The following is a 13,122-nucleotide window of genomic DNA, read 5'->3' on the forward strand; positions in this document are numbered from 1 at the left end:
TAGTTGGGGGTTTCCCCCTGTGAGAGTAGGACGCCGCCAAGCCATTTATAAGATCAGCCATCCGGCTGGTCTTTTTTCGCGTTCCAGGACAGATCAACCACGATTGGTAGTTAGAAGGATCAAAAGTTGAACCTTTTGGACTTAATCCATTCCAATATTAAAAAGGGCACCTTAACTTGGCTTATTTTAAGGAATTGTACAATGCAAGGGTAATCATCATTAGGCATTGTTTTCATCAGCTCTGCCCACCATTCTGTTTCATAACGAGCTATTATACTAAGGTTATAAGAGATCAAATAATGGATTAAAAGTTCAGGTAACGAAAAAGCTGACGAATCTTTATTGAGTGATAGCATGAACTGTCCTTCTGCCATGTTATATCGTATTGGAGAAGAAGCATTATGAATAAGTACGCTATCTGCTTTTAAAGTCAGTGTTCGAGGAGCTTCTGAAATACTGAAAACTTGATTCGTTTTGGATTTTAAAAACTCTTCCAATCGACTGCTGGACATTTGATAGCTATCCAATATGGCTGAGGGTAGTTGAAAACCATCCGAAGAGGGTGACAGGGCGGCGAAATTTTTCTGGGGAATGGGCCATGTAAAGTTTTGCATATCTGGTATTTCCTTCAATAGCGTCCCCATAGAAAATTTTTCACCTTCCAGATGCTTGATATGAAATAATTTCTCGGCAATGCAGGTGAAAAGTCCATTCTTTTGCGTTTTTACTTCGTCCTTTAAAAATTCGTATTGTTGTTTTTTTCTTTTTCTTGTAGTTACCCCATGGGCAAGTACCGAAGTTGATTCAGGATAGTTAGGATCAATAGTGAGCAGGCAGGCCTTTAACAATTGGGCGAATCCATAAAATATTAGGATTGGCTGTATGGAAAGTGGAGCTATGGCAGCCTGATTATAATATGTTTTACCATGTTCAAGATGGTATATAAATGGATAGCAGTTTTCGTAACTTTTCATTTCTGCATCTTCTATTTTTTCACGCATATAACATTTTTGTAAAAAAAGTTGTGAGGAAGATGCGGAAAAAAAAGGGGTATATTTATCGAAATTATCATTGTTTTCAGGCATTGCAGCCTCTCCTCCGAATTAATAGAATTATCAAACATTTATTTCTCTTCTTGACAGTAGTATGTCCTATTGATAACCTACAAATAATATTTTTAAGCAGGAGGGGAAAATAATGTGGGAAAATAAATTTGCAAAAGAAGGTTTAACCTTTGATGATGTCCTATTAATTCCAGCGAAATCAGAGGTTTTGCCGAAAGATGTTAACCTTCAAGTCAGCTTAGCTGAAAATTTAAAGCTCAACCTTCCTATCATCAGTGCAGGAATGGATACCGTTACAGAAGCTGAGATGGCAATTGCCATGGCTCGTCAAGGCGGATTGGGTATTATCCATAAAAATATGTCTATTGAGGCACAAGCTGAACTGGTGGATAAAGTAAAACGTTCAGAAAGCGGTGTTATTAACGATCCATTTTTCTTAACGCCAGATCACCAAGTATTTGATGCAGAGCATTTAATGGGTAAATATCGCATTTCGGGTGTGCCTGTTGTCAACAATTTAGAGGATCGAAAACTTGTGGGTATTATTACAAACCGTGATTTGCGATTTATTTCCGATTTTTCTTTGAAGATTTCCAGTGTCATGACTGTAGAGAATCTGGTCACAGCTCCAGTGGGAACTAACTTGGAACAAGCAGAAAAGATTCTTCAAAAATACAAAATTGAAAAGCTTCCCCTTGTAGACGATAATGGTGTTCTTAAAGGACTTATTACAATCAAGGACATCGAGAAAGTCATTGAGTTCCCGAACTCGGCGAAAGATAAGCAAGGAAGGTTACTTGCAGGTGCTGCTGTTGGTGTGACTAAAGATACATTGAAGCGTGTAGAAATGCTTGTTAAGTCCCAAGTCGATGCAATTGTGCTTGATACTGCTCACGGTCATTCAGCGGGCGTCCTTGAAATGGTAAAGGAAATCAGCGAGGCATATCCTGAATTGACGATCATCGCTGGTAACGTGGCTACAGCTGAAGGAACGAAAGCATTGATTGAAGCGGGAGCTGATGTAGTGAAAGTGGGAATCGGACCAGGGTCAATCTGTACGACAAGGGTTGTAGCCGGTGTAGGAGTTCCTCAAATCACGGCAGTCTTCGATTGTGCGACAGAAGCAAGGAAATATGGTAAAACGATCATCGCTGATGGCGGAATTAAATACTCTGGTGATATCGTTAAAGCTCTAGCTGCAGGCGGACATGCAGTAATGCTTGGAAGTATGCTTGCCGGTGTAACTGAAAGCCCAGGTGAAACGGAAATTTTCCAAGGTCGCCGTTTTAAAGTATATCGGGGTATGGGTTCTGTTGCAGCGATGGAAAAGGGATCTAAAGATCGTTACTTCCAAGAAGATAACAAGAAATTCGTACCGGAAGGCATCGAAGGGCGCCTTCCATACAAAGGACCTCTTTCAGATACCATTTTCCAACTGATTGGCGGCATTCGTTCAGGTATGGGATATTGCGGAACAGCCACATTGGAAGATTTGAGAGAAAACTCTCAATTTGTCAAAATGACTGGTGCCGGGTTAAGAGAGAGTCATCCTCATGATGTCCAAATTACAAAAGAAGCACCGAATTATTCAATGTAATGAATTTAACATATAATCGTCATTAAAATTTATTGTTAAAATAGACAGAGTCTACGATTACTCTGTCTATTTTTTTTATTTTTTCTGTGATAAACTATACAAGGTGTCAAGGGAATCACATAAAGTTTCTTCTTTGTTATAGAGATTAGCTTAAAAGTTGGAGGTATTGGAAATTGAAAAAAATCAGCAAGATTACCCTCATTTTCACTTTTGTCTTTGCTCTTGTTATGTCGCAATTTGCCTATCAACCGGGGGAAGCTGTTGCTGAATCTGATAATTTAGGTTTAAAAGCAGAGGCAGCCATCATCATTGATGGTAAAACAGGACAAATCGTGTATGAAAAAAATGCCGATGAAGTATTAGGGATTGCATCCATGTCAAAAATGATGACTGAATACATCATAATGGAGTCAATCAAAAATGGGAAAATCAGTTGGGATCAAAAAGTTAAAATAAATAAATACGTGCATGATCTTTCAAAAGCACCGCATTTGTCGAATGTTGGGTTAACAGAAGGTGAAGATTACACAGTTAAAGAACTATATCAAGCCATGGCTGTCTATTCTGGAAATGCTGCAACGGTAGCTTTAGCACAATTGATTTCCGGAAGTGAAAAGAGTTTTGTTAAATTAATGAATGAAAAAGCAACAAAATTAGGCTTAAAAAACCATAAATTCGTTAATGCCAGCGGTTTGAATAACTCCGATTTATTAGGGCAATACCCTACTGGTAAAGCAGATGAAGAAAATATCATGACAGCAAAAGATACTGCTCTTCTTGCTTATCGTCTAATAAACGATTATCCGGAAGTATTAAAAATTGCGAGTATTCCTAAATTGAAGTTCCGTGATGGAAAAGAGTATTCGAACTTCAACTGGATGTTGCCTGGCCTGATATTTGAATATAAAGGCGTAGATGGACTGAAAACGGGATCTACTGACTTTGCCGGTTATGGTCATACAGGGACGGTTATCCGGGATGGCCAACGCTATATCACGGTGGTAATGAAGTCCACTAGTAAAACTGAACGTTTTGCGGATAGCACTAAGCTGATGAACTATGCTTATGCAACCTTCAAAAAAGAAAAAGTACTTCCAGCCAATTACCAAGTGAAAGGGAAAGAAACACTTTCAGTAGTAAAAGGTAAGGAAAAAAGTGTTAAGGTTCAATCTGAAAAAGCGATCGAGCTACTTGTTGAAAATGGTGAGAAAGATAACTATAAAACAGATTTAGTGATCGATAAAAACAAATTGAATGATGATGGTAAGTTGACTGCACCAATCAAAAAAGGTGAAAAACTTGGATACATCACAGTCACTCCTAAAAACGGCGAAGATTACGGGTACATTAACGGCGATCCAGTGAAGGTTAACGTCGTAGCTGCTGAGTCTGTTGAAAAGGCAAACTGGTTCGTATTATCAATGCGTGCGGTTGGCGGATTCTTTGGTGATGTATGGAGCAGTGTAGCTTCTACAGTTAAAGGCTGGTTTTAAGTTTCGTGTATAAAACGGTTGCGTAATGTATAAAATTATAGTACATTATGGAAAACAATCTGATTATATAAGAAAGCAATGACAGGATATAGTAACAAGAATTTCTTTCTATAGAGAGCCGATGGCTGGTGGAAATCGGTGTGAGAATCTTGTGAATCCCTCCTGGAGCAGAGTATGGAAAGCCTTATGGGGTCAGTAAGTACTTTCGGTTAAAAGCCGTTATCGTGATAAGTGGTAGACATTTTTCATATGTCTTCAACTAGGGTGGCAACGCGGGTTAACTCTCGTCCCTTCTTCAGGGGACGGGAGTTTTTTGCGTTCTTGGAAAGATCCATCAGATATTAAGGAGGAACTGGAAATGTTGGATTTGAAATATGTAAGAAATAATTTTGAAGAAGTAAAACGTGTACTGCAATTCAGAGGAGAAGATCTAACAGATTTAGGTAAATTTGAAGAGCTTGATTTGAAGCGTCGAACCTTGATTGCCGATACGGAAAAGTTGAAAAGCAAAAGGAATGAAGTTTCACAGCAAGTGGCAGTATTGAAACGGGAGAAAAAGGATGCTGACCAGTTGATTGCCGAAATGCGTGAAGTTGGAGATCAAATCAAAGGATTCGATGATGAGCTTCGTGAAGTGGAAGCCCGCTTAGGAACATTACTTCTTTCCATTCCTAATATTCCGCATGAAAGTGTCCCAGTTGGTGAAACGGAAGACGATAATGTTGAAATCCGTAAATGGGGGGAATTGCCGGAATTCAAATTTGAACCAAAACCACACTGGGATGTAGCTGGAGATTTAGGCATCCTGGATTTTGAACGGGCAGCAAAAGTTACCGGAAGCCGATTTGTATTTTATAGGGGTCTAGGTGCACGGTTAGAGCGTGCTTTAATTAGCTTTATGTTGGATCTTCATGTTGAAGAACACGGATATGAAGAAATGCTGCCTCCATATATGGTGAACCGTGCAAGCATGACTGGCACAGGTCAGTTACCTAAATTCGAGGAGGATGCCTTCCGTATTGAAAGTGAAGATTACTTCTTGATTCCTACGGCTGAAGTGCCTGTGACAAATTTCCATCGTGATGAAATCATGAGCATGGATGATCTGCCGATAAGTTATGCGGCATACAGCGCTTCTTTCCGATCAGAGGCAGGTTCTGCCGGTCGTGATACCCGCGGGTTAATTCGCCAGCACCAGTTCAATAAGGTTGAATTAGTGAAGTTTGTAAAGCCGGAAGATTCTTATGGGGAATTGGAAAACCTCACGGGTCATGCCGAAAAGGTCCTTCAATTGCTAGGTCTTCCATATCGAGTACTAAGCATGTGTACGGGAGATCTTGGTTTCACTGCTGCTAAAAAGTATGATATCGAGGTTTGGATCCCGAGTTATGGAACGTATCGTGAAATTTCTTCTTGCAGTAACTTTGAAGCATTCCAGGCTAGAAGGGCCAATATCCGCTTCCGACGTGATGCAAAAGGAAAACCGGAACACGTCCATACTCTAAATGGATCAGGTTTGGCAATCGGCCGTACAGTCGCGGCGCTTTTGGAAAATTATCAACAGGAAGATGGCAGTGTTATCATTCCTGAAGTATTACGACCATATATGCGCGGTGTGGAGGTCATTAAACCGTAAGTTAAAGAAAAAAGGAATCAGCTTCTGATAAAAGAAGCTGATTCTCCTTTTTATCTAAGTTTAAAAATTATTTCAAAAAACTTTCTAGACTGCTTGACTTTGATTTTAATTCAATGTATTATAATAAATGTTGATACGGAGGTATACCCAAGTTCGGCTGAAGGGATCGGTCTTGAAAACCGACAGGGGAGTCAAATCCCGCGGGGGTTCGAATCCCTCTACCTCCTCCATAACTTATTAATAACCACAGCGCATAAATTGGATATCGATGAATTCCGTTACAGAGATGTAACGGAATTTTTGTTTTCTAATATATTAAAAAACCACCGGATAACCGGTGGTTTTTTTGTTTTACATATTTCGTAACAACTTGGTTTGCTCCATATATTCGGCAATCCGTTTTATAAGAGGTTCGATACTTGCTTCATCCTGCATAAGGTCATATTCATTTATATTCAATCGAAGGACAGGACAGGCATTAAATTGATCAATCCATTCTTCATAACGGCCGTGCATCTCCTGCCAATATTCAATTGGGGTATGCTGTTCCATCGGACGGCCACGCTCTTGGATACGGTCGAGGATATCGTCCAGTGAACCTTCGAGATAGATAAGTAAATCAGGGTGCGGGAAGTATGGCGTCATTACCATGGCGTTGAAAAGGCTTGTGTAAGTTTCGTAGTCCACATCGTTCATCGTACCTTTTTCATGATGCATTTTTGCAAATATTCCAGTGTCTTCGTAAATGGAACGGTCTTGGATAAAACCGCCGCCATATTCAAAGATTTTTTTTTGCTCTTTAAAACGTTCAGCGAGGAAATAGATTTGCAGATGGAAACTCCAACGATTAAAATCATCGTAAAACTTATCCAGGTAGGGGTTCGTATCAACCTTTTCAAAGGATGTCCTGAATTGAAGGGCATCGGCTAATGCATTGGTCATGGTCGATTTTCCTACGCCAACCGTCCCTGCTATCGTAATGACGGCGTTGTTTGGAATATTATATTTCTTTCGTAAGTTCATTTGACTTTACTCCTTTTTGCAGGGCATTCTCTATTTGGGTGATTATCGTTTTCAAATCATCCTTGTTGCCGACGAAATCCAGTTCATCTCCGTTGAATGTAAGCACAGGTATGTCAGGGTGCCGTTTTTCAAACGTTTCCATGAATATTTGGTAATCTGCGGATAATTGCTCTAAATAAATGGAAGATATATTTTTTTCGAAATCACGGCCTCTTCTACCGATGCGGGAGATCAGAGTATCAAGACTTGCGTTTAAATAAATGACCATATTAGGTTTTGGCATATCCCGTGTTAAAATATTGAATATTTCAAGGTATTTATTGTATTGTTCGTTTTTTAGGGTTCGTTCAGCAAATATCAAGTTCTTGAATATATGGTAATCAGCCACCACGGCTTGGTCATTAGTAAGATACTTTTTTTCGATATCTTCCAATTGTTTATAACGGTTACATAGAAAAAACATTTCTGTTTGAAAGCTCCACTCATCAATATTGTTGTAGAATTTCCCTAGAAATGGATTTTCATCTACAATTTCCCTTAATAACGAAAATTGAAAATGCTCTGCGATAGCTTTTGCAAGTGATGTTTTTCCCACGCCGATTGGACCTTCGACAGTGATAAATGGGGTGGATTTCATCCAATCTGTCCTCCTTCATGAGGTATCAAGCTGAAATTCCCAGTTTATTAGGTTTCAGCCAAGAGATATTGTATCACAGACTTAGGACTTAAGTGATATTTTTGTCAGTTTGCTAATGAAGGAGAATGAAAGAGTGTGTAACAGGGGGATATGGTGGGGAATGCCTTGTTCTGGTGAATACCTTAAATGTCCACACTCTTTTTAATGGATGCCTTAAGAACATGGTTCATCATCTTTAATGCATAATGATTATCTTCCTTTGATGCTGAAGCGATGCAATCCTCGGGTATCCATAATTGATATTCCCGCATATAGGCATCGTTGGCCGTGAATAGGACGCAGATGTTACCGGCTATACCAGTAATGATCAGGGTTTCCACCTTTAATCGTTTGAGTAATGTGTTGAGGGCGGTCCCATAAAATGCAGAATGCTTCGGCTTGATGAGAAAGAACTCGTCTTGTTGTGGTTTTATCGTTTCAATTAATTGGCCATTTCTTTCATTTTTACAGGTATCAATTATTTTATCGAAGTCAGCCTGCCATAAATCATAATGATCATTGATATAAATGATTGGAAAGCCCTTTTCTTGCATTTGCTTTTTTAATTTCAAAATCGGATCGATGATAAGCTTCGTATGTTCAAGGAGCATATTCCCGTGTTTGAAATCAAAATCATTGATCATATCAATGATAAGCAAGGCGAAAGAAGGCGATTTAGGTCGATTCATGGTATATCCTCCTTCATTGTGAGAATTTACTTGCAGCACATATGCAGCTTGCGTTACTATTCATTAGAATAAGTAGTATGACCTTTATTTTGTCTTATATTTGTCTGTTTACTCCTACTTAATTTGAGGGGGTTTTTTTATGAAGGATGATGTTTTTTACATGAATTTGGCCTTGAAGGAAGCTAAAAAGGCGCAGGCATTGAATGAAGTGCCGATTGGCGCTTTAATCGTAATAGATGACCAAGTTATTTCGACGGGGCATAACCTAAGGGAAACAGAACAGAATGCGACGGCACATGCAGAGCTACTTGCGATCAATGAGGCTTGTCGTGCTACTGGCAGCTGGCGCCTTGAGGATGCGACGCTATATGTAACGTTGGAACCTTGTCCCATGTGTGCAGGTGCCATTTTACAATCGAGGGTAAGGCGGGTTGTTTTTGGAGCGCACGATCCAAAGGCTGGATGTGCAGGGACATTTATGGATTTACTTCGAGATGAACGCTTCAACCATCAATGTGAAGTAACGAGCGGTGTATTAGGGGAAGAGTGCGGTTGGATATTGACTTCTTTTTTTAAAGAGCTTAGGAATAAAAAGAAAAATTTGAAAAGAGAGAGAGCACTCAAGATTATCGAAGAAAATAAATAGGTGAAAAACGAATGTTGAAGATGAGGCTTAGCTTCATTTGATAAATTTGGATTCAAACTGTCCATGAACAACACTTGCGTTTTTTTTGTTACCTTAGTATAATGAATTATGCGTCGACATGACGCTGCGAAATTGGTATTACATTTGCCGTGCTAGACGGGGAGGTAGCGGTGCCCTGTACTCGCAATCCGCTCTAGCGAGGTTGAATCCCTTCTCGAGGTTAGCATTCTGTAGGGCCTGCCTTAAGTAAGTGGTGTTGACGCCCGGGTCCTGCGCAATGGGACTCCATGAACCATGTCAGGTCCGGAAGGAAGCAGCATTAAGTGGAAGTTCTCATGTGCCGCAGGGTTGCCTGGGCCGAGCTAACTGCTTAAGTAACGCTTATGGTTGCTAATCGACAGAAGGTGCACGGCAGTTATTTTACATAAACAAAAAACTCATTCGTATCGGGTGGGTTTTTTTTTATGCCAAGATGGTAAATTGCTTGGTATTTTGAAAACAATGAGGCAATCATAATATTTCCTTTTAGACTTTGAAATTAAGGAAATCAGTAATGTATAATAAACAAGATGGAGAAAAAAGGAGGGATTTCCGTGGGGTATCAAGCATTATACCGGGTATGGCGGCCACAACAATTCATTGATGTAGTTGGGCAAGAACATGTAACGAAAACGCTGCAGAATGCCTTGGTCGGGCAGAAGGTTTCACATGCCTATTTATTTTCCGGTCCACGCGGGACAGGGAAAACAAGTGCTGCCAAAATTCTAGCAAAAGCAGTGAATTGTGAGCATGCCCCGACAAGTGAGCCCTGTAACGAATGTGCTACTTGCCGCGGAATCACTGATGGCTCCATATCAGATGTTATAGAAATTGATGCAGCATCCAATAATGGTGTCGAGGAAATCCGTGACATTCGTGATAAGGTCAAATATGCACCGAACGCGGTTACATATAAAGTTTATATCATTGATGAGGTACATATGCTTTCACAAGGCGCTTTCAATGCGCTTTTAAAGACATTGGAAGAACCTCCGAAGCACGTAATTTTTATATTGGCGACGACAGAACCTCATAAGATTCCACTAACGATCATCTCCCGTTGCCAAAGGTTTGATTTTAAAAGAATTCAGCCTCTAGATATCGTTGGCAGGATGTCACAGATTATTGCAGAAACAGGTGTTTCATGTGATGAACAAGCTCTGCATATCATTGCGAGGGCAGCTGAAGGCGGAATGCGAGATGCCCTAAGCCTTCTTGATCAAGCGATTTCGTTCAGTTCGGAGACGGTTTCCGTGGAAGATGCATTGACTGTCACCGGTTCTGTTTCGCAGGCATTTTTAAGCAGGTTGGCAAAGGCTATATATGATAAAGAAGTAGCGGTGGCACTTGAAGTCCTTGAAGAATTGCTAGCTATGGGAAAAGATCCGGCTAGGTTCATAGAAGACATGATTTATTATTTCCGTGACATGCTTTTGTATCAAACTGCACCAGCCCTGGCAGAATCCTTCGAGCGTGTATTGATAGATCCCCAATTTAAAGAATTGGCAGAAGTCATCTCTTCTGAATCGATTTACTCCATTATTGAAAGCTTCAATCAAACACAGCAGGATATGAAATGGACAAATCATCCAAGGATTTTCCTTGAAGTGGCACTTGTGAAATTATGTAATGAGCAAAGGTCAAATCAAATGGATGATGGGCAGCTTAAACAGATGCAGCAGAAAATAGATGATTTAGAGAAAAAATTAATGGAAATGCATAAAAATGGCATTCCGGCAGCCATGACAGAAAAACCTGCAGAGCAGGCGAAAGCACAAAGGGCCATTAAAAAGGCATATAAAGCACCTGCAGGAAAGATCAATCAAGTTTTGAAACAAGCTACAAAGCCAGATCTTAATGCTGTGAAAAGTAAGTGGGGAGAAGTGCTTGAACAGTTAGGTCAGCAAAACCAAAAGTCATTGGCAGCTTTATTAACGGAGGCAGAACCTGTTGCTGCGTCAACTGAAGCTTTTGTGGTAAAATTCAAATATGATATTCATTGTCAAATGGCAATGGAAAATAACCGTTTCGTGGAAGTGATGGCCTCGATCATGCAGCAATTGACCGGGCACCGTATGGAGATAGCTGGTGTTCCGGAGAGCCAGTGGCAAAGATTGCGGGAGGACTTCATTTCAACACAGCAGTTCGACGGTCCAGAAGAAACGGAATCAAAAGAAGAAGACCCCTTTATAGCAGAGGCTAGAAAATTAGTCGGCGATGATCTACTTGAAATTAAAGAATAATTGGAGGTAAGGAAAATGGGTATGCGCGGCGGTAATATGCAAAATATGATGAAACAAATGCAAAAAATGCAAAAGAAGATGGCAGAGGCACAAGAAGAATTAGGTGAAAAAAAGATTGAAGGCACTGCTGGCGGCGGAATGGTAACGGTCATCGTGACAGGCCATAAAGAAATAGTTGATGTAATCATCAAACCGGAAGTTGTCGATCCGGATGATATCGATATGCTTCAGGATTTAGTGCTGGCTGCAACTAACGATGCTTTGAAAAAGGCGGAAGAACTGACAAACCAAACGATGGGACAATTCACTAAGGGAATGAACCTTCCGGGTATGTTTTAAGCAAGTTCAAAAGAAACTTCCTTTCAGGAGGTTTCTTTTGGGATTTTTAGGGGGAATATGATGCATTATCCAGAACCAATTTCCAAGCTCATTGACAGTTTTATGAAATTGCCGGGGATTGGGCCTAAAACGGCTGCTCGATTAGCCTTCCATGTACTAAGCATGAAGGAAGATACTGTTTTGGATTTTGCAAAAGCACTTGTGAATGCTAAACGGAATCTTATGTATTGTTCAGTCTGTGGTCATATTACAGATCAAGATCCCTGTTATATCTGCGAAGATCAAAAGAGGGACAGAAGTTTGATTTGTGTGGTTCAGGACCCGAAAGATGTAATAGCTATGGAAAAGATGCGAGAGTTCAATGGTTTATACCATGTACTGCATGGCAGTATTTCACCGATGGACGGAATTGGTCCAGAAGATATAAACATTCCTGATTTATTAAAACGCCTGCAAGATGAAACAGTGCAGGAGGTCATTTTGGCTACTAATCCTAACATTGAAGGTGAAGCGACAGCCATGTATATTTCGCGGTTGCTAAGACCGTCAGGGATTAAAGTGACCCGAATTGCCCACGGACTTCCTGTTGGCGGAGATTTGGAGTATGCGGATGAAGTGACGCTATCAAAAGCAATTGAAGGAAGAAGAGAAATATAAGATAGCTGGGAGGACTTCACTTGTTCTTTCGTAAAAAAAAGAAACTTCGAAATGAATTTAATGAGTCATTAATCGAAGATCTTGAACATTTGAAATGGAATTGGCATAATCAAAAATCATTACTTGAAAAAAGCGTTGATCCATCTGAGGAAGTAATAGCCCAAACAAGACTGGCGGAAGTGAAATATTTCTACTTATTCAGGGAAGTTAAAAGAAGGAATGTCCGCATAAAAAGATGATAAGTAGATGGCTGTGAAGGAATGCATTTTCTTCATAGCCATTTTTTGTTTGAGTTCTTAATCCAAAGATCTCTTCATATAAGTGAAGTACAAGCTTGCGGGGAGGAATGATTTTGGAACCAGTTGTCTTTGTTGCCGTAGTTGGCGGCCTGATTTTAATGCTCCTCATTATAGGGGCGCCATTAAGACCCGTCCGGTTTATAGGGCAGGGGATTATAAAGATCATTATCGGTGCAGCCTTTTTGTTCTTTTTGAATACACTTGGGAATCAAGCGGGCATTCATGTACCCATCAACCCTGTTACCTCAGCAGTCGCCGGCCTGCTTGGAATACCAGGAGTTGCAGCTTTGGCGGCCATTGGCTATTGGGTCATTTAAAAGGCATTAGCGTCGATGTTACTCTGAAAAACCTCATGGAAACTCCTTGAGGTTTTTATCATGTTATCGTTCATTTAGGTTTTTTTAAAAATATGTAAATAAACCATTGACGAAAAAAGAACAACCTGATAGTATATTAGGAGTCGCCAATAACGACATCATAAATACTCAATGAAAAAAATGTGAAATAAATATTGACATTAGAATGAGTTAATGATAAGATAATAAAGTCGCTTACGAAGTAACGACGAAGAATCGCTCTTTGAAAACTGAACAAAACAAAGCGCCAACGTTAAATTTTAAGTGAGCACACACTATCAAAAAAGCAAATGAGCAAGTCAAACATTTCTTCGGAGAGTTTGATCCTGGCTCAGGACGAACGCTGGCGGCGTGCCTAATACATG

The 13,122-nt window shown here is 40.1% G+C and carries 13 protein-coding genes, 1 tRNA gene, 1 other RNA gene and 1 other annotated feature; of the genes, 11 read left to right on the plus strand and 4 right to left on the minus strand.

The annotated features are described in order from the left end of the window. Nucleotides 1-119: 119 nt before the first annotated feature. Entirely contained in the window at nucleotides 120-1,085 is a 966-nt protein-coding gene (locus tag N9I19_RS22165; RefSeq protein WP_317779002.1) for a YaaC family protein, read from the minus strand. Nucleotides 1,086-1,197: 112 nt separating this feature from the next. Here N9I19_RS22165 and guaB point away from each other — a divergent pair, with 112 nt between their 5' ends. The 4 genes from guaB (at nucleotide 1,198) to N9I19_RS22185 (ending at nucleotide 6,020) form a co-directional block, all read left to right on the plus strand. Then, nucleotides 1,198-2,661, plus strand: a complete 1,464-nt coding sequence (guaB, locus tag N9I19_RS22170) for an IMP dehydrogenase (protein WP_061440304.1) — start codon at nucleotides 1,198-1,200, stop codon at nucleotides 2,659-2,661. A gap of 173 nt (nucleotides 2,662-2,834) precedes the next feature. Further along, nucleotides 2,835-4,154 (plus strand): D-alanyl-D-alanine carboxypeptidase family protein, encoded by a 1,320-nt coding sequence (locus N9I19_RS22175; protein WP_286141143.1) that lies wholly within the window; start codon nucleotides 2,835-2,837, stop codon nucleotides 4,152-4,154. Between the two features lie 69 nt (nucleotides 4,155-4,223). Further along, nucleotides 4,224-4,449 (plus strand) — a binding site (T-box leader). A gap of 63 nt (nucleotides 4,450-4,512) precedes the next feature. Next, nucleotides 4,513-5,790, plus strand: a complete 1,278-nt coding sequence (gene serS, locus N9I19_RS22180) for a serine--tRNA ligase (protein WP_061440305.1) — start codon at nucleotides 4,513-4,515, stop codon at nucleotides 5,788-5,790. Nucleotides 5,791-5,927: 137 nt separating this feature from the next. Beyond that, a tRNA-Ser gene (locus tag N9I19_RS22185) sits at nucleotides 5,928-6,020 on the plus strand. Between the two features lie 121 nt (nucleotides 6,021-6,141). On the opposite strand, the gene N9I19_RS22190 is transcribed toward N9I19_RS22185, so the two are convergent. From N9I19_RS22190 to N9I19_RS22200, 3 genes are all read right to left on the minus strand, one after another. Continuing rightward, the gene (locus N9I19_RS22190) at nucleotides 6,142-6,813 is read right to left on the minus strand and encodes a deoxynucleoside kinase (protein WP_061440306.1); all 672 of its coding nucleotides are present in this window, start codon (nucleotides 6,811-6,813) and stop codon (nucleotides 6,142-6,144) included. Then, on the minus strand, nucleotides 6,791-7,450 hold the full coding sequence (locus tag N9I19_RS22195; protein ID WP_089365026.1) for a deoxynucleoside kinase: 660 nt from the start codon (nucleotides 7,448-7,450) through the stop codon (nucleotides 6,791-6,793). The genes N9I19_RS22190 and N9I19_RS22195 overlap by 23 nt, the downstream gene beginning before the upstream one ends. A 182-nt stretch (nucleotides 7,451-7,632) precedes the next feature. Further along, complete coding sequence (locus tag N9I19_RS22200; protein ID WP_317779003.1) at nucleotides 7,633-8,178, minus strand: cysteine hydrolase family protein; 546 nt, start codon at nucleotides 8,176-8,178, stop codon at nucleotides 7,633-7,635. Nucleotides 8,179-8,317: 139 nt separating this feature from the next. On the opposite strand from N9I19_RS22200, the gene tadA reads away from it, so the two are divergent. From tadA to N9I19_RS22235, 7 genes are all read left to right on the plus strand, one after another. After that, complete coding sequence (gene tadA, locus N9I19_RS22205; protein WP_284469101.1) at nucleotides 8,318-8,824, plus strand: tRNA adenosine(34) deaminase TadA; 507 nt, start codon at nucleotides 8,318-8,320, stop codon at nucleotides 8,822-8,824. Between the two features lie 147 nt (nucleotides 8,825-8,971). Further along, an RNA gene (gene ffs / locus N9I19_RS22210) (signal recognition particle sRNA large type) lies at nucleotides 8,972-9,236 on the plus strand. Between the two features lie 181 nt (nucleotides 9,237-9,417). Next, nucleotides 9,418-11,106, plus strand: coding sequence for a DNA polymerase III subunit gamma/tau (gene dnaX / locus N9I19_RS22215; protein WP_317779004.1), 1,689 nt, complete (start codon nucleotides 9,418-9,420; stop codon nucleotides 11,104-11,106). Between the two features lie 21 nt (nucleotides 11,107-11,127). Further along, the gene (locus tag N9I19_RS22220) at nucleotides 11,128-11,445 is read left to right on the plus strand and encodes a YbaB/EbfC family nucleoid-associated protein (RefSeq protein ID WP_053348895.1); all 318 of its coding nucleotides are present in this window, start codon (nucleotides 11,128-11,130) and stop codon (nucleotides 11,443-11,445) included. A 60-nt stretch (nucleotides 11,446-11,505) separates the two neighbouring features. After that, the gene (recR, locus tag N9I19_RS22225; RefSeq protein ID WP_061440307.1) at nucleotides 11,506-12,102 is read left to right on the plus strand and encodes a recombination mediator RecR; all 597 of its coding nucleotides are present in this window, start codon (nucleotides 11,506-11,508) and stop codon (nucleotides 12,100-12,102) included. A 20-nt stretch (nucleotides 12,103-12,122) separates the two neighbouring features. Then, on the plus strand, nucleotides 12,123-12,341 hold the full coding sequence (locus N9I19_RS22230; RefSeq protein ID WP_061440308.1) for a YaaL family protein: 219 nt from the start codon (nucleotides 12,123-12,125) through the stop codon (nucleotides 12,339-12,341). 113 nt (nucleotides 12,342-12,454) lie between these two features. Beyond that, on the plus strand, nucleotides 12,455-12,718 hold the full coding sequence (locus N9I19_RS22235) for a pro-sigmaK processing inhibitor BofA family protein (protein WP_061440309.1): 264 nt from the start codon (nucleotides 12,455-12,457) through the stop codon (nucleotides 12,716-12,718). Nucleotides 12,719-13,122: the final 404 nt, after the last annotated feature.

The organism is Peribacillus sp. CSMR9, assembly GCF_033141925.1.
Taxonomy (GTDB): domain Bacteria; phylum Bacillota; class Bacilli; order Bacillales; family DSM-1321; genus Peribacillus; species Peribacillus simplex_A.

Excerpts from the sequence above, each read along its gene's own strand:
- N9I19_RS22165 (WP_317779002.1), bottom strand. The coding sequence starts at position 1,085 with ATGCCTGAAAACAATGATAATTTCGATAAATATACCCCTTTTTTTTCC.
- guaB (WP_061440304.1), top strand. The coding sequence starts at position 1,198 with ATGTGGGAAAATAAATTTGCAAAAGAAGGTTTAACCTTTGATGATGTC.
- serS (WP_061440305.1), top strand. The coding sequence starts at position 4,513 with ATGTTGGATTTGAAATATGTAAGAAATAATTTTGAAGAAGTAAAACGT.
- N9I19_RS22190 (WP_061440306.1), bottom strand. The coding sequence starts at position 6,813 with ATGAACTTACGAAAGAAATATAATATTCCAAACAACGCCGTCATTACG.
- N9I19_RS22195 (WP_089365026.1), bottom strand. The coding sequence starts at position 7,450 with ATGAAATCCACCCCATTTATCACTGTCGAAGGTCCAATCGGCGTGGGA.
- N9I19_RS22200 (WP_317779003.1), bottom strand. The coding sequence starts at position 8,178 with ATGAATCGACCTAAATCGCCTTCTTTCGCCTTGCTTATCATTGATATG.
- tadA (WP_284469101.1), top strand. The coding sequence starts at position 8,318 with ATGAAGGATGATGTTTTTTACATGAATTTGGCCTTGAAGGAAGCTAAA.
- N9I19_RS22220 (WP_053348895.1), top strand. The coding sequence starts at position 11,128 with ATGCGCGGCGGTAATATGCAAAATATGATGAAACAAATGCAAAAAATG.
- recR (WP_061440307.1), top strand. The coding sequence starts at position 11,506 with ATGCATTATCCAGAACCAATTTCCAAGCTCATTGACAGTTTTATGAAA.